Source organism: [Actinomadura] parvosata subsp. kistnae (assembly GCF_900323885.1).
Lineage (GTDB): Bacteria > Actinomycetota > Actinomycetes > Streptosporangiales > Streptosporangiaceae > Nonomuraea > Nonomuraea composti.
In genome coordinates, this window is sequence record NZ_OOHJ01000015.1 from 503750 (window position 1) to 520428 (window position 16679).

The following is a 16679-nucleotide window of genomic DNA, read 5'->3' on the forward strand; positions in this document are numbered from 1 at the left end:
CCCGGGGTTCTGTCGGACGGCGCTGCTATAGATGGGCGTGATCATCCGGCACGACGACGGGACGAGGACGGCCGATGGACGCTTGGGGCGGGCTCAGCGAGGCGGACGAGCGGGAGTTCGCGCGGCTCGACGCGGCCTTCGCGGCCGGTGCGCCGCTGAGCGGCGAGCACGATGCGGTGTTCGGGATGTGGGCACAGGTCAGGCTGTGCGAGGCCCCGGCCGACGAACGGCGGCAGGCGGTGCTCGGCCAGGCGATCGAGAGCGTGCCGGAGTGGCCGGGGAGCGCGGTCGCCGGCCTGTGGCGGCTGGCTTTGGGCACCGCCGACGCGTCCGACCCGCGCCTCTACCGGTTGCCGCTGGCGGCCACCGCCGCGTTGCCCTATCCGGAGCGGCGGCGCGTGCTGGAACGCGATCACGTCTGGCTGCGCCGGTACCGCGGGCGGATGTGGGATCTCATCGGTGACGAGGTGCTGGCGCTGCTGGCCGAGCCGGAGGCCGGCGACCCGGCCGAGGCGGCCCGCAACGTGCTGTGGGACGACGACCCGTTCACGACCCGGCTGCTCGGCGCGTTCGCGGCGCGGCTCGGCCGCCCGGAGGTGCTGCCGCTGCTGCGGCACTGGGCCACCGCCCGCGACTCCAGGCCGGGCCTGCGGTGGATGTGGGACGCCAGGGAGCTGCTGACCGCGCAGGCGGTCGAGGTGATCCCCGGCGTGCTGCGCGAGCTGGCCGCCCACCGTGAGACGGCGGTCCGGCACCCGTACGGGGGCACCGAGACCGTCTTCCTGCGGGAGCCCACCGCCACGGCGTTACGCGGCGTGGTGTGGACGTGCGAGCTGATCGACCGGCCGTGGGTGACGCCGCTGCTCGGCGACGTGGCCGTGACGACGGGCACGGGCATCGGCGGCTCGGGCGCGAACGCGCGCAGCGAGCTGCTGGCCAACGCCGCCATCGGCGTGCTGGCCAGGCGCGGCGGCCTCGACGTGGTGGCGCAGCTCGCCCGCGTGCAGGCGAAGGTGCGCAAGAAGACGATCCTGGCCGCGGTGGACCGCACGCTGAACGAGGTGGCCGAGCGGGCCGGTCTCTCCCCCGAGCAACTGCTGGACCGCACGGTGCCCACGTTCGGGCTCGGCCCCGACGGCACCCGTACCGAGCAGGGGCTGTGCCTCTCGCTCGACGGCCGGGTCACCTACGAGGGCCGCAAGACCATCCCCAAGACGGTGAATCGGGAGCTGCTGGCCGAGCTCAGGGCCACCGCCAAGGAGCTGAGGAAGGCCGTGCCGGCCGAGAGGTTCAGGGTCGAGCGGGCGCTGGCCACCGAGCGGATCTGGCGGTGGCGGGACGTCTGCGAGCACTTCCTCGACCACCCGGTGACCGGCTCCATCGCTCGCGACCTCATCTGGGAGATCCTCCAGGGCCCGGCCGGGCTGCCCGTCCGCAGCGAGGGCGGCTGGGAGCTGACCGACCCGGCGGGGCGGCGCATCCAGCCGTTCCCCGACACGCCCGTCCTGCTGTGGCATCCGATCGCGCACACCGTGCAGGAGGTGCGCGGCTGGCGTGACCACCTCATCGCGAACGACCTGCGCCAGCCGTTCAAGCAGGCCTTCCGCGAGGTCTACCTGCTCACCCCGGCGGAGGAGCGCACCCGCGACCACTCGCGCCGCTTCGCCCGCCACCTGCTGCGCTACGGCCAGGCCAAGGCGCTGCTGACCGAGCGCGGCTGGCGCGACCTGTCGCTGGGCCACTGGGGCTGGCTGTACGGCTCGGGCCAGGCGACGGCCACCAAGGAGCTGCCCGGCGGCCTGACCGCGCACTGGGACTTCCACCTCGACGAGCACTCCTTCGACCGCGACGCCGGCGGCACCGCCTCGATCTGCGTCAGCGGCGACCTGCGCTTCACAGCCGAGGAGCGCACGGTGCCGCTGGCCGAGGTGCCGCCGCTGACGTTCTCGGAGGTGATGCGCGACGCCGACCTGGCCGTCGGCGTCACCTCCACGGGGCTCGACCCCGACGGGCACGGCGCGTACTGGGAGTCGTACGGCTTCGGCGAGCTGAGCGAGTCGGCCGAGATGCGCCGCGACGCGCTGGCCCGGCTGCTGCCGCGCCTGTCCATCGCCGCCCGCTGCACGCTGGCCGGCCGGTTCCTGCACGTCAAGGGCGACCTGCGGACGTACAAGATCCACCTGGGCTCCGGCAACATCCTCATGGAGCCCAACGACGCCTACCTGTGCATCGTCCCGTCCGGCGACGGCGACCAGGTGTTCCTGCCGTTCGAGGAGGACGGCGGCATGCTGTCGATCATCCTGTCGAAGGCGTTCCTGCTGGCCGCCGACACCGCGATCACGGACCCGTCGATCACCCGGCAGCTTCGCTGAAGGCTCCGGCGAGCAGCTCGTCGAACGGGTCGGTGGCGGGGCGGTCGAGGCCGCGGAGGGGGCCCTGGTCCGCCAGGTGGGCTTCGGCGTACAGGCGGGCCACCAAAGACTTGCGGGTGTCGTCGAGGCCCCACGTGGCCTGGTGCTCCAGGAGGGCGGCGGCGTAGACGTCGGCCATGAACTGGGCCAGCGGGTACAGGCGGGCCTCGGCCGTCGCGGGGTCGAGCGCCGACCAGGCCTCGATGGCCTTGGTGAGGTCGTCGATGCGGGTCTGCACGAGGTCGGAGGTGGCCAGGGCGCGGACGTGGTCGAGGAAGGGCAGGTGGGCGCGTTCCTTGAGCATGGCGCGGCGGACGTCGAGGCAGAGGATGTTGTCGCCGCCCTCCCAGATGGGGTTGACCTGGGCGTCGCGCAGGAGGCGGGCGACGGGCCACTGCTCGATGTAGCCGTTGCCGCCGTGCACCTCGACGGCGTCGGTGGCGGCGGTGACGCCGAGGCGGGCGGTGCGCAGCTTGATGAGGGCGGGGGCCAGGCGGAGGCGGGGGCCGACGTGCCCGTCGAAGACCATGGCCTGCGCGGCTTCGACCTCGACGATCAGCTCGCTGAGCTTGCGGCGCATGAGGGGCTGCTCGATGAGCGGCCGGCCGAACGCCTCGCGGGCGCGGGCGTAGCAGAGCGCCTCGACGAGGGCGCGCCGGGCGACGCCGGCGCCCATCATGGCGACGCCGAGCCGGGAGGCGTTGGTGAGCTTCATCATGGTGCCGAGCCCGGAGCCGGAGCCCTCGCCGGCCAGCAGGAACGCCTCGGCGCCGGCCAGCTCGACCTCGGCGGAGGCGACGGACCTGGTGCCGAGCTTGTCCTTGAGCCTGCGGATGCGCACGCCGTTGCGGCTGCCGTCGCGCCGCTCCCACAGCACGAGGAACGGCGCCACGGCGCCGCCGGGCAGCCGGGCCAGCACGACGAAGGCGGAGCCGTTCGCGTTGGAGGCGAACCATTTGAAGCCGGTCAGCAGCCACGCGTCGCCGGCGGGCACGGCCTCGGTCTCCAGGGCGGCGAGGTCGGAGCCGCCGGTGCGTTCGGTGAACATCTGAGCGGCTTCGCCGGAGTAGAAGCCGTTGGCGAAGATCTCCCGTACGCGGTCGCGGACGTCCGGTGGCGCGTGCTTCTCGGCGAGGGAGACCACCATGTCGCCGCCCGTGCCGAGTGCGCAGCCCATCCCGATGTCGGCCTGGTCGAGCAGGTACGTCCACGCGGCGCCCAGGGCGGCCGGATCGGCCCCGTTCGCGCGGGCCTGTTCGGCGAAGGCCGGGGAGGTGAAGTTGTCGGCCATCAGCGCCTGACGGGCGGTGTGGAAGGAGGGCGGCATGACGACCTGGCTGACGTCCCTGCCCCACTTGTCGTACTTCTCCAGCCGTGGCGGGTTGCGGTCGGTCTCCTCGGCGCACTCGGCGACGAGGCCGCCCATGAGCGCGCCGAGCCGGTCGAGGTGCGGCTCGGCCCAGGCGTAGCCGTCGCCGAGGTGCCGCCGCATGAGGAGGCGGAGCGTGGGGTCGCAGCGCCACCAGTTGCGCCCGGTGGCGCCCTGGTACTGCTCGGTGGCGTAGCGGTCGCTGCGGTCGAACGGTTCGATGAGGTACCGGCCCATACCGGCGAGTGTTACATATACTCGACACGCGATGGAAGAGCGTAACAGCAAGACGTTGAGCGCCCGGTCGGCCGTGCTGAGCGCGTTGCTGGGCAGCCATCCGCCCCGGCTGCCGGCGCGCCACCTGGTGCGCATCGGCGCGTTGTTCGGCATCGCCGAGGGCACGGTCAGGGTGGCGCTGTCGCGCATGGTCGCGGCCGGCGACCTGTCACAGGCGGGCGGGCACTACACGCTGTCGCAGCGGCTCGTCGAGCGCCAGGCCAGGCAGGACGAGAGCCGCGACCCGCACACCCGCCCGTGGGACGGCACGTGGGAGGTGGCGGTGGTGACCGCCGAGCGGCGCGCGCCCGCCGACCGGGCGGCGCTGCGGCACGCGATGACCGCGCTGCGCCTGGCGGAGCTGCGCGAGGGCACCTGGCTGCGCCCGGCGAACCTGGTGCGGGCCTGGCCGGAGATCGTCACCGCGCAGTGCACGCTGATCGACGGCCGCCCGCACGCCGACCCCACTCCCCTGCTGTGGGACCTGGACGGCTGGGCGGCCGAGGCCCGCCGCCTCGAACGCGCTCTCGACGGTGCTCTTGACCGGGCGGACGGGCTGGCCGAGGGGTTCCTCGTCTCGGCGGCCGTGCTGCGCCACCTGCTGGCCGACCCGCTGCTGCCCGCCGAGCTGCTGCCGGACGACTGGCCGGGCGCCGAGCTGCGGGCCCGCTACGACGCCTTCGACCGCCGCTACCGCGAAGTGCTGCAGGAGCACCTCAAAGGCTGACCCCGAAAACGGTCCGCTTGTTCCTGAACTCGCTGACGCTCCACAGCTTGCCGGCCTGCACGGTCAGGTCCTCGGGGCCGATCGGGAACGGCCTGGTCTCCAGCTTCTCGCCGGAGTACACCAGCAGCTTGCCGTTGGCGGTGGAGCCGGCCGCCTGGCTCAGGTACCACTTGCCCCGGTACGACATCGCCCCCTGGATCTTCGGATGCCCCATGACGAACGCCTCGGCGGGCTCCCCGCCCTCCAGGTCGAGCGGCCAGCGCCCCACCCAGCCGTCGGGGGTGTGCTCCTGGTACTGGCCGGTGATGAGCATCGGCGTGTCGCCGCTGCGGTCGATCGACACGAACGAGAACAGCGGCCCGGTCTGGGCCACCTTCCAGAAGTCGGTCTGCGGGATGATGTAGCGGTAGCCGAAGGCGTGCAGCTTGCCGCCGTTGCGGCCGACGCGCCGGCCGTCGCCGAGGTCGTTCTGGACGGTGCGCAGGTCGAGCACATTGTTGAGGTCGAAGACGCGCAGGCCGCGCTTGGTGTCGGCGACGTAGAGCAGGTCGCCGTAGCAGGCGATGCCGCCGGCGTGGATGTTGATCGGCCCGTACGACCCGTCGGGCTTGGCCTGCACCAGCAGCGCGTGCTGGTACTTCAGCGACTTGGGGCTGAGGAAGGAGACGCGGATGCCGCGCTCGCCCGCCTCGGGCTTGAAGTACCAGCTCACCATGAACGCGGGGATGCCGATGTTTCCGGAGTCGTCGCTGCCGGTCAGCCCTTGGGGGTACCAGTCGGCGGTGTCCTGGTCCTTGTCGTCGAAGGCGTACCATTCGGCGGGCCTGGGCCGCATGGAGCCCATCGCCGCGGCGGCGCCCTTCTTCTGCCCGGTCCTGTTGGCCTGCGCCAGCACCGCCTCGACGGAGGTGCTGCCGATCTCGCTGGCCAGCTTGGCCGCGCCCTCGGCCAGGTCGCCCGTCTCCCGGCTGAGGGCGTACGCCGCCTTGTCGGTAGGAACCATCCCCGTACCCGCCATATCCCCGCCTCTGCTTTTCCGTCTCTTGACCAGTTTGACGGAGAGGAGATGCGCAATGTTGGCGATCACTTCCACAAGTGCACGGGTGTCCCGGAAAGCGCCAGTTCGCGGTAGCGCCGGACGAGTGCGCGCCGGTCGCCGCCGAGGCGGGCCAGGGTCTCGCGCTGCCAGACCGAGCCGGTGCGGCGCAGCCGGGCCCGCTGGGCGATGACGTCGAGCGCGCGGTCGGCGTCGTTCGGCGCCACCCCGGCCTGGAGCAGCCCCTTCCTGGCTTCGGGCAGCAGGTAGAGCACCAGCTCGGCGGCGTCGTGCTCGCCGTCCATGCCGGGCCAGGAGAGCTTGGCGTCCAGGCCGTGCATGGCCGCGTGGTAGAAGTTCTGGTACGCGGTCGCGAAGCGGTAGCCGGTCAGGTCCCGCTCGGCCTGCGCCAGCGTCAGCCCGAGCAGGAAGGCCGTGTTGGCGGCCATGTCGGCGCAGGAGGGCCCGGCGGGCAGCGCGCGCAGCTCGATGCGCAGGTGGCCGCCGTCGGCGGGGTCGTAGACGGGGCGGTTCCACTGCCAGATCGTGCCCTGGTGCAGCCGCAGCTCCGGCACCTCGTGCCGCTCGGCGTCCTCGGTCAGGTCGGGCACGATCGGGTCGTAGTCCTGCACGTACCGCTCGAACAGCTCGTGCGCGCCCTCGTGCACCCAGTCGGAGCCGAACGTGACGCGCCCGTCCCTGCGCTCGGGCCGCTGCACGTCACGGTCGTCGGCGGCCTCCTCCATGAGCGCGATGCGGGTCTCCTCCCACAGCTCGCGCCCGAGGAAGAACGGCGAGTTGCCGCACACCGCGAGCACCGGCCCGATGGCGAGCTGGGCGGCGTTGAACAGCCGGGCGAAGCGCTCGGGCGGTGTGCGGATGTGCACCTGCCAGGAGGTGTTGGCGCTCTCCAGGATGACGTCCTCGACCGACAGCTCCAGATCGTCGATCTTGACGAGGAACGGCTCCAGCCGCAGCCTCCTGAGGCCCCTGCTCATGGCCCGGTACCGGTTCTGGTCGCTCATCGCGCCGAGCGTGAAGTCCTCGGTGTCGAGCGTGGGCAGGATGCCGATCGGCAGCGCTCCCCCGCCCTCCACGGCCCCGTCCACCTTGGCGATCATCTCCTGCACCTCGGCGCTCAGGGCCTCGAAGGGCCGGCCCGCGAGGGGCAGCGGGGTGAGGTTCGCCTCGATGTTGTAGCGGCCCAGCTCCAGCACCACGCGGTCGTCGTCGAGGGCGTCCCGTACGCGGTCGTTGCGCGGCAGGGGGCGGCCCTCGTCGTCGATCAGGAACAGCTCCAGCTCGGCCCCGATCGTGACCGGGCCCTGCCCGAAGCCGGGGGTGTCGAGCAGCTCGCGGAGCACTCCGAGCTGCTCCCGGATGCGCTCCCCGAAGCGGGTGTACTCCGCTTCGGTAAATCGCTCCTTATCCAGATCTCTTCCCATCACCCCAATCTGTCCCAAAAGTAAGCCTTGACACCTTCACCAGCGAACCGGGCCCGCATCCTCCAGGAACGCTCCAGAAGGGCCGCTTTCGTCCAGCGTCGCCAGCCGCACGGCGATGGCCGCGCCCTGCTCGGCGGTGCGGAATCCCTGGTGCTGGTTGAGGTCGGTGGCGCAGTAGCCGGGGTTGGCGGCGTTCACCTTGATCGGGGTGTCCTTCAGCTCCTTGGCGTAGGAGACGGTGACCATGTTGAGCGCGGACTTGGAGGAGTTGTAGGCCAGGATGTTGACGTCGGCGTACGGGCTGTCCGGGTCCGCCGCCATGGCCAGCGAGCCGAGCTCGCTCGACATGTTCACGATCCGCCCGGCCGGCGAGCGGCGCAGCAGCGGCAGCATGGCGTTCGTCACGGTCACGACGCCGAACACGTTCGTCTCGTAGACCTCCCGCAGGTGCGCGGCCGTGGCGGCGCTGGGCAGGTAGGCGGCGGTGTCGCCGGTGATGCCGGCGTTGTTGACGAGGATGTCGAGCCGGCCGTACTCGCCGTCGATCCACTTCGCGGCGGCGGCCACGCTCTCCTCGTCGGTCACGTCGAGCCGCACGTACGGCTGCCCGAGCCGCTCGGCGGCGGCCCGGCCGCGCTCCTCGTCGCGCGCCCCCACGATCGTGGTGACGCCCTGCCCGGCCAGCAGCCTGGCGATCTCGTAGCCGATGCCCTTGTTGGCGCCCGTGATGAGTGCGATGTTCGTCATGCCTCCACGTTCGCGCTGGTCAGCGGGGCGGCGGGAGAGACCTGGAGAGGCTGGGATCAGCGGTACCACCCACGGGGGCGCGTCCAGGGCCCAGGATGGACGCATGAACCGCGACGAACTCGCCGAATTCCTCCGGGTCAGGCGCGCCCGGGTCACCCCCGCGGACGTGGGCCTGCCCGCCGGGGGCACCCGCCGCACGCCGGGCCTGCGCCGGCAGGAGGTCGCGCAGCTCGCGGGCATGTCGATCGACTACTACATCCGGCTGGAGCAGGGCCGCGGCCCGCACCCGTCCAGGCAGGTGCTGAACGCGGTGGCCAGGGCCCTCATGCTCGGCCAGGACGAGCGCGCCCACCTGTTCCACCTGGCCGGCCAGCCCATGGACCCGCCGCGGATCAGGGAGGACGTGCCGCAGAGCATGCTGCACCTGATCGCGTTCCTGGACGACGTGCCCGCCTACGTGCTCGACGCCCGCTACGACCTGCGGGCCTGGAACCCCATGGCGACCACCATCATGGGCAACCTCGACTGCCTGGCGCCCGACCAGCGCAACGTCCTGCGCTGGATCTTCATGTCGCCCGACATCAGGCTGCACTTCGACGACGAGGAGAAGGGCGCCTTCGCCCGCGCCTCGGTCGCCGACCTGCGCGCCGCCGCCGGCCGCTACCCCGGCGACCGGCGGATCCAGGCGCTGGTGGCCGAGCTGCTCGCGCTCAGCCCCGAGTTCGCCGAGCTGTGGGGCAGGCACGAGGTCCAGGTACGCAGGGAGCAGCGCAAGCGCATCCACCATCCGGTGGTGGGCACGATCGACACGATCTGCCAGGTCATGCCGGTGCCCGACCGCGACGACCTGCGCCTGGTGCTCTACACCACCGAGCCCGGCTCGCCGTCGCACCGGGCCTTGCGCGAGCTGCGGCAGCACACCCTAAGCTCATGAGATGCGAGCGGTTGCCTTTGACATCTTCGGTGGGGAGCTCGACGTGCGCGAGCTGCCCGATCCTTCCCCTGCCCCGCACGGTGCGGTGATCCGAGTCGAGGCGACCGGGTTGTGCCGCTCCGACTGGCACGGCTGGCAGGGCCACGACCCCGACATCAAGGTGCTGCCCCACGTGCCGGGGCACGAGCTGGCGGGCGTGGTCGAGGCGGTGGGCTCCGACGTGCGCGGCTGGCTGCCGGGGGCGAGGGTGACCGTGCCGTTCATCTGCGCGTGCGGCTCGTGTGCCGCCTGCGCCACGGGCGAGCAGCAGGTCTGCGAGCGGCAGACGCAGCCGGGCTTCACACACTGGGGCTCGTTCGCCGAGTACGTCGCCATCGACCACGCCGACGTCAACCTGATCGCCGTGCCCGAGGACATGGCCTACGCCACGGCGGCCGGCCTCGGCTGCCGGTTCGCGACCGCGTTCCGCGCCGTGGTGCAGGTCGGCGAGGTACGCCCGGGCGAATGGGTGGCCGTGCACGGCTGCGGCGGCGTCGGCCTGTCGGCCGTGATGATCGCGACGGCGGCGGGCGCCCGCGTGGTGGCCGTCGACATCAGCGGCGACGCGCTGCACCTGGCGGAGCTGGCCGGGGCCACGCACTTCGTCAACGGCTCCGATGGTGACGCGGCGGCCCAGGTCAGGGAGCTGACCAGGGGCGGCGCGCACGTGTCGATCGACGCGCTGGGCAGCCCCGCCACGTGCGCCGCCTCCGTCGAGAGCCTGCGCCGCAGGGGCCGGCACGTGCAGGTGGGCCTACTGCCGGGCGGGGCGACGCCGGTGCCGATGGGCCGCGTGATCGCCCACGAGCTGCGGCTGCTGGGCAGCCACGGCATGGCCGCGCACGCCTACCCGCCCATGCTGGAGATGATCAGGGCCGGGATCCTGCATCCCGATCAGCTGGTCACCCGCACGATCGGGCTGGCCGACGCCGGCAAGGCGCTGGCCTCGATCGGCTCGGTGCCGGGCGTCACGATGATCACTCCTCGGTGATCTCCGGCTCCGGCCGCACCCTGAACGTCCTCAGCACCAGGGCCAGCATCCCGTGGTGGGCCACGAGCATGACCAGCTCGATCCGGCCCGCCTCGTCGTAGCGGTCGCACAGGGCCGCCCAGGTGGCGTCGGTCAGGTCGCCCGCATAGTAGAGGTCGTCGGCCACCTGGAGCACGAGCTGGTCCTCGACCGACCACAGGGCGTCCGGCCGGCGCACCAGCTCCACCTCCTGCCGGGTCAGGCCCGCGTCGAGGGCCAGGCGGGCGTGCCTGGCCCACTCGTAGGCGCTGTCGCAGTGGTGGGCGGTGCGCAGGATGGCCAGCTCCCGGTCCCTGGCGGGCAGCGTGCCGTCCTGCAGCGCGCCGTGGAAGTCCCGCCAGCCCCGGTAGAGGGCGGGATGGCGGGCCAGCGTGGCGAACACGTTGTACGGATGGGCCTTCGTGAACTCGTCCCAGTGTTCGGGCGGAAGGGGCCGCACGCGGGGTTTCATGTCCGCCAGCATCTCCCAAACGGCCGGACGCTTGGTAGGCCGTCATCGGGGTACGGGCATTCTCCGGTAAACAATTGACGACCAAATACAAGTCCTTTTCAGGATTGGGTCAATACGGCAGGATTAAGGAGCCCGCAGACGTTGCAAGCCTGTCGACCGCAAGGACGCATGGTGATTCGAACGTTGCTCGCTGAGGACATGCACCTGGTACGTGGGGCGCTCGTGGCGCTGCTGGCCTATGAAGAGGACATCGAGGTCGTGGCCGAGGTCGAACGCGGCGACCGCATCCTGGCCGCCGCCCGCGCCTGCCGCCCCGACGTCGCCGTCATCGACATCGCGTTACCGGGGCAGGACGGGCTCTCCGCCGCCGGGGAGCTGCACGAGAAATTACCCGAGTGCGGCGTGCTCATCCTCACCGGCGTCGGCACGCCGGGACTGCTGAAGAAGGCACTCGACGTCCACGTCCGCGGATTCATGGCCAAGGACGCGCCACCCGGACGGCTCGCCGACGGCATCCGCAGGGTCGCCGAGGGCGAGCGGGTCATCGACTCCGAGCTGGCGATCGCGGCCATGCGGCCGGCGGAGGCGCCGCTGACGCCCCGCGAGCTGGACGTGATCGGCGCCGCCGCCGACGGGGCGTCGGTCGGGGAGATCGCGGCCTCGCTCTACCTCGCCGAGGGAACGGTCCGCAACTACCTGTCCAGGACCACGGCCAAGCTCGGGGCGCGCAGCAGGATCGACGCGATCCGCATCGCCAGGGAGTCAGGCTGGATCTGATCAGGGCAGGTCGAGGCCGGTGTGCTCGGCCAAGAAGGCCAGCACGTCGGCGGCCAGCGCGACCGAGCGGCTGACCGCCCGCGCCCCGTGCCCCACGTCCGGCTCGTAGCGCAGCAGGACCGGCCGGTCGCCGCCGCTCGCCCACTGCAGCGCCGCGCACATCTTGCGGGCGTGCATCGGGTCGACGCGCGTGTCGGCCGCCGCGACCGTGAACAGCGTCGCCGGGTAGTCGACGCCCTTGCGCACGTGGTGGTAGGGCGAGTAGGCGAGCAGCCAGCCGAGCTGCTCGGGGTCGTCCGGGTCGCCGTACTCGCCGGTCCACGACGGGCCGAGGCCGCTGAGGTGGTAGCGGGCCATGTCGAGCAGCCCGGCCGAGCACACCGCGGCGGCGAACAGGTCCGGCCGATGGGTGAGCGCGGCGCCGACGAGCAGGCCGCCGTTCGACTCGCCCCAGATGCCGAGCTGCTCCGGAGTCGTCCAGCCGTCGGCGATCAGCTTCTCCGCCGCCGCCACGAAGTCGTCGAACACGTTCTGCTTGCGCTCCCGCATGCCGTCGCGGTGCCAGCCCTCGCCCTCCTCGCCGCCGCCGCGCAGGTTCGCGATGGCCAGCACGCCGCCCGCCTCCACCCAGGCCAGGGAGTCGGCGGCGTAGCCGGGCATGAGGGGGATGCCGAAGCCGCCGTACCCGCTGAGTATCGCCGGGCGCGGGCCGCCCGCCGAAGGGCGGGCGACGACGATCATGCGGATGACGGTGCCGTCGGCGGAGGCGTACTCGACGTGGTGGCTGCGCACCTCCGGCGGCGTGCCTCGGCCGGGCGCGGCGGACCAGCGCGTGGTGGCGTCCGTACGGGCGTCGTAGCGCCAGATCTCGGCCGGCGTGACCGCGTCCGTGTAGGCGAACCACGCCTCGGGGCCGCCCTCGGGGCGCGAGGTGAGCGAGGCGATCGAGCCGTTGCCGGGCAGCGGCACCATGCCGATCCGCTCCCCCGTGCGGGCGTCGTGCACGGCGATCTCGCCGACCGCGTGCCGCGTCCTCGACACCAGCAGCCGGTCCCCGTCCAGCAGCGTGAACGCCCCCAGCACCGCCTCCCCGTCCTCCGGGATCAGCTCCCGCCAGGCCGCGGGCGCCTCCGGATCGGCCACGCAGAGCCGGCGGCGCGGGGCGTCCCGATCGGTGAGCAGGTACAGGCGGCCGTCGCGGGCCACCGCGCCGGCCGTGCGGGCGTGCGAGCCGTCCTGTACGGGACGCGGCGCCGGGTCTTCGCCGGCCAGGTCGGCCAGCCAGAGCCCGTTGCCCGACGCGGTGCCCGCCGAGATCGTCAGCCACCGGCCGTCGGGGCTGATCTGCACGCCGTACGAGATCGCGCCCCTGGTGAACACGGGCACGTCGGCCTCGGCCGAGCCGATCCTGTGCAGGAAGACGCCCTGCTGGAAACGGACGTAGTAGAACGCCTCGCCGCCCGGCAGCCAGGCGACCGCCGAGTAGCGGCAGCCGCCGATGGGGCCGTCCACGATCGCGCCCGTGTCCAGGTCCCGCACGTACAGGCACGCCTTCTCGTCGCCGCTGCGCGAGGTCTGGTACGCCAGGCGGCGGCCCTCCAGGTCGGGCTGCCAGTCGTCCAGGGTCGTCAGCCCGGACGGGTCCAGCTCCATCGGGTCCAGCACCACGCGGTCGTCGCAGCAGAGCACCGGGTGCTCCTGGTCGGGCGACTGGCGCAGGTGGAAGCGCCGGCCGCCGCGCCACACCGGCGGGGTCACCAGGCCCGTCTCCCTGGCCTCGGTCAGCCTCGCGAGGAAGCGCTCGCGGCGGGGCAGGCGGGCGGCGGCGTCCTGCCAGAGCCGGTCCTGGGCCGCGAGCCAGGCGCGGGTGCGAGGGTCGACCGGGTCCTCCAGCCAGCGGTACGGGTCGTCGATCTCGTGGCCGTGGCGGCGGTCGGTGAGGGGGAGGCGTTCGGCAGGCGGGTAGTTGTCTGGAAATTTCATGACACGGGCTCCGGGTGCCAGTGGCCGGCCAGGTCGGCGTACAAGGGGGAGGTCCGGACCAGCTCCTCGTGGGTGCCGAGCGTGATCCGGGTGCCGTCCATGAGGAGGATGCGGCGGGCGCGCAGCGCGGAGGTCAGGCGGTGGGCGATCACGATCAGCGTGCCGCCCCGGCGCGCGAACGCGGCCTCGGCCACGGCCTCCGCGGCGGGATCGAGGTGGCAGGTGGCCTCGTCGAGGATGACGACGGCGGCAGGGGCCAGGTAGGCGCGGGCCAGGGCGACGAGCTGGCGCTGACCGGCCGAGAGCGCGCCGGGCTCGACGGGCGCGTCGTAGCCGCCCAGCTCGTCCACCAGCCGGTCCGCCCCGACGGCCGCCACGGCCTCCGCCAGCGCGGCGTCCGTCAGCGTGGGGTCCGTCAGCGTGGGGTCCGTCAGCGCGGCGTCCGTCAGCGCGGCGTCCGCCGGCCCCGCTTCCGCCGGCCCCGTGTCCGGCCCGTGTCCGTTCGTGCGTGGTACAGCAGGTTCTCCCTGAGCGTGCCCCTGAAGACGTACGCCTCCTGGGGGATCAGCACGCGGGCGGCGGGGTCGAGGCGGTCGGCGGGCACCCCGCCGACCAGCACCTCGCCCTTGCCGGGCCGCAGCAGGCCGCTGATCAGGGACGCGAGCGTGGACTTGCCCGCCCCGCTGGGCCCCACGATCGCCAGGTGGTCGCCCTCGGGGACGACCAGGTCGAGGCCGACCACGACGGGCGCGGAGTGCGGGCCGTAGGCGAAGGTGACGGCGTCCAGCCGGATCTCCGTGGTGGCGGGGCGGATCAGCGGCGGGGCGAGGGCAGGGGGCGGGGCCATGGCGAGGATGCGTCCGAGCGAGACGGCCAGCCGCACGCCGCTGACGCCGAGCCCCTGCACGAGCCCGCCGAGCGCGGGCGCGAGGGACTGGGTGACGTACGCGAGGGTGCCCACGATCACCCCGGCGCCCACGCCGCGCTCCATCAGCCACGGCGTTCCCGCCAGCACGAGCACGACGGGCAGCCAGCCGCCGGCGGCCAGGGCCGCGGTGCGGACGGCGCTCACCCGGGCGAGCCTGCGCGCGGCGGCGGCCTGCGCGCCGACCCGGCGTTCGAGCCGCGCCGCCACGCTGTCCCGCAGGCCGCACGCCTCGATGTCGCGCAGCCCGCCTGCCATCTCCGTCATGGCCTCGGCCAGCCGCTCGTCGGCCACGAGGTACGCGCGCTGCCGCCGGGCCAGCGCGGGCAGCGAGGCCAGGAACAGGCAGAGCCCCGCCAGGAAGGGCGGCATGACCAGCAGCAGCGTCTCGGGCGCCAGCGTCAGCAGCCCCAGCACCACGCTGATTACGGTGAACACGAACCCCCGTACGGTGGTGACCACGGCCGCGAACGCGTCCCTGGCCAGCTCCACCTGGAGCCCGGCCCTGGCCACGGCGGCGCTGTCCCGGCCCGTGCCGGTCCTGAGCGCGCCCGCCACCACCCGCGTCAGCAGGTCGTCACGGAACGGCTCCGCCACGGCGGCGACGGCCAGCACCACCTGCCGCGCGGCCACCGCCCCGGCCAGCCACGCGACCCCGAGCGCGGCCAGCCAGGCGAGGCCGATCATCGGGGCGGCGGCGGCGAACCCGTCCTCGATGGCGCGGGCGACGGCCTGCCCGATGAGGAACGCGGGCGCCGCCTCGACCACCGACCAGAGCCCGAGCCGGACGAGCTGCCGCGGCTCGCGCCGCAACGCGTGGGCGAGCGGGTGCACGACGCGGCCCCCTGTGTCCTGCGGGTTCATGACGCCGCTCCCGAGTCCTGCGGGTTCATGGCTCGGCTCCCTGGAAGACCGCCCGGTAGGCCGGGTCCCGCCACAGGACGTGGTGCGGGCCGCAGGCGCGCACCGTGCCGCCGTCGAGCCAGACGACCTGGTCGGCGCGGGCGGCGGTGGCCGGCCGGTGGGCGGCGACGAGCCGGGTGCGGCCGAGCGGGTCGCTGGTGAGCGCCCGGCCGACCTGGCGCTCGGTCACGGTGTCCAGGCTGGAGGTGGCGTCGTCGAGCACGAGCAGCCGCTCCCCCTGCGCGAACGCCCTGGCCAGGCCGATGCGCTGCCGCTCGCCGCCCGACATGGGCGCGTCGCGGAGCGGGGTGGCGTAGCCGAGCGGCAGCCGCCGCACGAACACGTCCGCGCACGCCGCCCGCGCCGCCTCCACGACCCGCCGCCCCGGCGGCTCCGCAAACTCTGGAACGGGCTCCGGCTCCGGGGCGATGGCGTCGCCGATCGTCTCGCCGACCAGCGCCGGGCGTTCGAAGGCGTAACCGATCGCCCGCCGCAGCTCCGCCTCCGCCAGCTCCCCCAGGGGGACGCCGTCGAGCAGCACGGTTCCACGTTCGGGCTCGGCCAGCCGCCCGGCCAGCGCCGCCAGCAGCGACTTGCCGGACCCGGACCGCCCGACCACGGCCGTCACGGACCCGCCGGGCAACGTCAGGTCGCCGACGGTCAGCCCGTTCACGGCCACGTCGCGGAACCGGAGCGTCCCTGGCCCGGGCGGGAGCGTGCGGGAGCCGTACCGGACGGGTGGCAGGTCGAACACCTCGGCCACCCGTCCGGCGGCGGCGCGCGCCCTGGCCAGGCCGCCGATGTGGCCCAGCGCCGTGCTGAGCGAGGCCCCGAGCACGGCGTAGCGCGCGGCGGAGTAGAGCTCTCCGACGGTGAGGTCGCCGGCGGCGAGCATGAAGCCGCCCGCGGCGAGCACGGCGATCTCCAGCAGCGGCACGACGAGCCCCGACCGGACGGCGGCCGAGGCGTTGGCCCGCCACAGCCCCATCCCGTGCGCGCGCAGCCGGGCAGCGGCGCGAGCACGCGGCGCGACTCGCGGCCCGCCGTGCCGGCGGCGGCGATCGTGCGGGCGCCGCCCAGCGCCTCCACGAGGCGGGCGGCGATCTCGCCCTGCACCTCCTGGTAGCCGCCCGAGATCGTGGTCGTCGCGCGGAGGAAGGCACGCAGGACGAGGAGGATGACGACGATGCCCGCCCCGAGCGTCAGCGTCAGGACGGGAGCGATGAGGGTGAGCGCGACCAGCGCGCCCGCCGTGGGCACGAGCAGGGCCAGCGCGCTGGTCACCGTCTCGGGCGCCCGGCCGACCTCCTCGGCGTTCAGGCCGGCCCGGGTGACGAGCTCGCCTTCCGGGAAGCGGCGGGTGGCCGCCGAGCCGGTGCCGAGGACGTGCCGCAGCACGCCGGTGCGCAGGGTCGCGGCGGCGTGGGCGCCGCTGGCACCGCGCGCCCACACGCCGATGCTCTCGCAGAGCATCACGGCGGCGACCGCGGCGGCGCAGAGCGCGAGCCAGTGGGTGGCGTCCGGCCCGCGCGTCACGAGGGTGTCCACGGTGCGGCCGATCAGGTACGGGACGGCCAGCTCGCCGGCCGCTCCCACGACCGCGGTCCCGGCCAGCACGGCGGGCCA

At 73.6% G+C, this 16679-nt stretch carries 15 protein-coding genes; 5 read left to right on the plus strand and 10 right to left on the minus strand.

The window, feature by feature from the left end:
* Positions 1–74: 74 nt before the first annotated feature.
* On the plus strand, positions 75–2372 hold the full coding sequence (locus tag KIS93_RS17045) for a DUF4132 domain-containing protein (RefSeq protein WP_186404281.1): 2298 nt from the start codon (positions 75–77) through the stop codon (positions 2370–2372).
* Here the strand turns inward: KIS93_RS17045 and KIS93_RS17050 are convergent.
* Positions 2353–4017, minus strand: coding sequence for an acyl-CoA dehydrogenase family protein (locus KIS93_RS17050; protein WP_080036662.1), 1665 nt, complete (start codon positions 4015–4017; stop codon positions 2353–2355). The genes KIS93_RS17045 and KIS93_RS17050 overlap by 20 nt on opposite strands.
* A 31-nt stretch (positions 4018–4048) precedes the next feature.
* Between KIS93_RS17050 and KIS93_RS17055 the strand changes: the two genes are divergently transcribed.
* The gene (locus KIS93_RS17055; RefSeq protein WP_080036661.1) at positions 4049–4783 is read left to right on the plus strand and encodes a PaaX family transcriptional regulator C-terminal domain-containing protein; all 735 of its coding nucleotides are present in this window, start codon (positions 4049–4051) and stop codon (positions 4781–4783) included.
* Here KIS93_RS17055 and KIS93_RS17060 read toward each other — a convergent pair.
* The 3 genes from KIS93_RS17060 to KIS93_RS17070 form a co-directional block, all read right to left on the minus strand.
* Positions 4773–5786 carry a hypothetical protein gene (locus KIS93_RS17060; RefSeq protein ID WP_080036660.1) on the minus strand — a complete coding sequence of 338 codons (1014 nt, stop codon included), beginning with the start codon at positions 5784–5786 and terminating at the stop codon, positions 4773–4775. The genes KIS93_RS17055 and KIS93_RS17060 overlap by 11 nt on opposite strands.
* 80 nt (positions 5787–5866) lie before the next feature.
* Positions 5867–7264 (minus strand): glutamate-cysteine ligase family protein, encoded by a 1398-nt coding sequence (locus KIS93_RS17065; RefSeq protein WP_080036659.1) that lies wholly within the window; start codon positions 7262–7264, stop codon positions 5867–5869.
* Between the two features lie 36 nt (positions 7265–7300).
* Positions 7301–8011, minus strand: a complete 711-nt coding sequence (locus KIS93_RS17070) for an SDR family oxidoreductase (protein ID WP_080036658.1) — start codon at positions 8009–8011, stop codon at positions 7301–7303.
* Between the two features lie 103 nt (positions 8012–8114).
* Here KIS93_RS17070 and KIS93_RS17075 point away from each other — a divergent pair, with 103 nt between their 5' ends.
* Complete coding sequence (locus KIS93_RS17075) at positions 8115–8945, plus strand: helix-turn-helix transcriptional regulator (RefSeq protein ID WP_080036657.1); 831 nt, start codon at positions 8115–8117, stop codon at positions 8943–8945.
* 1 nt (position 8946) lies between these two features.
* The gene (locus tag KIS93_RS17080; protein WP_080036656.1) at positions 8947–9975 is read left to right on the plus strand and encodes a zinc-dependent alcohol dehydrogenase family protein; all 1029 of its coding nucleotides are present in this window, start codon (positions 8947–8949) and stop codon (positions 9973–9975) included.
* On the opposite strand, the gene KIS93_RS17085 is transcribed toward KIS93_RS17080, so the two are convergent.
* Positions 9962–10465 (minus strand): carboxymuconolactone decarboxylase family protein, encoded by a 504-nt coding sequence (locus KIS93_RS17085; protein ID WP_080046453.1) that lies wholly within the window; start codon positions 10463–10465, stop codon positions 9962–9964. The two genes, KIS93_RS17080 and KIS93_RS17085, sit on opposite strands and share 14 nt — an antisense overlap.
* A gap of 171 nt (positions 10466–10636) precedes the next feature.
* On the opposite strand from KIS93_RS17085, the gene KIS93_RS17090 reads away from it, so the two are divergent.
* Positions 10637–11242: a response regulator transcription factor gene (locus tag KIS93_RS17090; protein WP_080046452.1), complete on the plus strand. Its 606-nt coding sequence runs from the start codon at positions 10637–10639 to the stop codon at positions 11240–11242.
* On the opposite strand, the gene KIS93_RS17095 is transcribed toward KIS93_RS17090, so the two are convergent.
* The 5 genes from KIS93_RS17095 to KIS93_RS65260 all read right to left on the minus strand — a co-directional run bounded on the left by KIS93_RS17095 (position 11243) and on the right by KIS93_RS65260 (position 16670).
* Positions 11243–13225 carry a prolyl oligopeptidase family serine peptidase gene (locus tag KIS93_RS17095; protein ID WP_080036655.1) on the minus strand — a complete coding sequence of 661 codons (1983 nt, stop codon included), beginning with the start codon at positions 13223–13225 and terminating at the stop codon, positions 11243–11245.
* Positions 13222–13602 (minus strand): ATP-binding cassette domain-containing protein, encoded by a 381-nt coding sequence (locus KIS93_RS68365; protein WP_335673894.1) that lies wholly within the window; start codon positions 13600–13602, stop codon positions 13222–13224. Before KIS93_RS68365 ends, KIS93_RS17095 begins: the two co-directional genes overlap by 4 nt.
* A 68-nt stretch (positions 13603–13670) precedes the next feature.
* Positions 13671–15014: an ATP-binding cassette domain-containing protein gene (locus tag KIS93_RS17100; RefSeq protein ID WP_335673895.1), complete on the minus strand. Its 1344-nt coding sequence runs from the start codon at positions 15012–15014 to the stop codon at positions 13671–13673.
* A gap of 25 nt (positions 15015–15039) precedes the next feature.
* On the minus strand, positions 15040–15732 hold the full coding sequence (locus KIS93_RS65255; RefSeq protein ID WP_246005295.1) for an ATP-binding cassette domain-containing protein: 693 nt from the start codon (positions 15730–15732) through the stop codon (positions 15040–15042).
* Complete coding sequence (locus tag KIS93_RS65260) at positions 15723–16670, minus strand: ABC transporter transmembrane domain-containing protein (protein WP_246005296.1); 948 nt, start codon at positions 16668–16670, stop codon at positions 15723–15725. The genes KIS93_RS65255 and KIS93_RS65260 overlap by 10 nt, the downstream gene beginning before the upstream one ends.
* Positions 16671–16679: the final 9 nt, after the last annotated feature.

Excerpts from the sequence above, each read along its gene's own strand:
- KIS93_RS17045 (WP_186404281.1), top strand. The coding sequence starts at position 75 with ATGGACGCTTGGGGCGGGCTCAGCGAGGCGGACGAGCGGGAGTTCGCG.
- KIS93_RS17050 (WP_080036662.1), bottom strand. The coding sequence starts at position 4,017 with ATGGGCCGGTACCTCATCGAACCGTTCGACCGCAGCGACCGCTACGCC.
- KIS93_RS17055 (WP_080036661.1), top strand. The coding sequence starts at position 4,049 with ATGGAAGAGCGTAACAGCAAGACGTTGAGCGCCCGGTCGGCCGTGCTG.
- KIS93_RS17060 (WP_080036660.1), bottom strand. The coding sequence starts at position 5,786 with ATGGTTCCTACCGACAAGGCGGCGTACGCCCTCAGCCGGGAGACGGGC.
- KIS93_RS17065 (WP_080036659.1), bottom strand. The coding sequence starts at position 7,264 with ATGGGAAGAGATCTGGATAAGGAGCGATTTACCGAAGCGGAGTACACC.
- KIS93_RS17070 (WP_080036658.1), bottom strand. The coding sequence starts at position 8,011 with ATGACGAACATCGCACTCATCACGGGCGCCAACAAGGGCATCGGCTAC.
- KIS93_RS17075 (WP_080036657.1), top strand. The coding sequence starts at position 8,115 with ATGAACCGCGACGAACTCGCCGAATTCCTCCGGGTCAGGCGCGCCCGG.
- KIS93_RS17080 (WP_080036656.1), top strand. The coding sequence starts at position 8,947 with ATGCGAGCGGTTGCCTTTGACATCTTCGGTGGGGAGCTCGACGTGCGC.
- KIS93_RS17085 (WP_080046453.1), bottom strand. The coding sequence starts at position 10,465 with ATGAAACCCCGCGTGCGGCCCCTTCCGCCCGAACACTGGGACGAGTTC.
- KIS93_RS17095 (WP_080036655.1), bottom strand. The coding sequence starts at position 13,225 with ATGAAATTTCCAGACAACTACCCGCCTGCCGAACGCCTCCCCCTCACC.
- KIS93_RS17100 (WP_335673895.1), bottom strand. The coding sequence starts at position 15,014 with ATGAACCCGCAGGACACAGGGGGCCGCGTCGTGCACCCGCTCGCCCAC.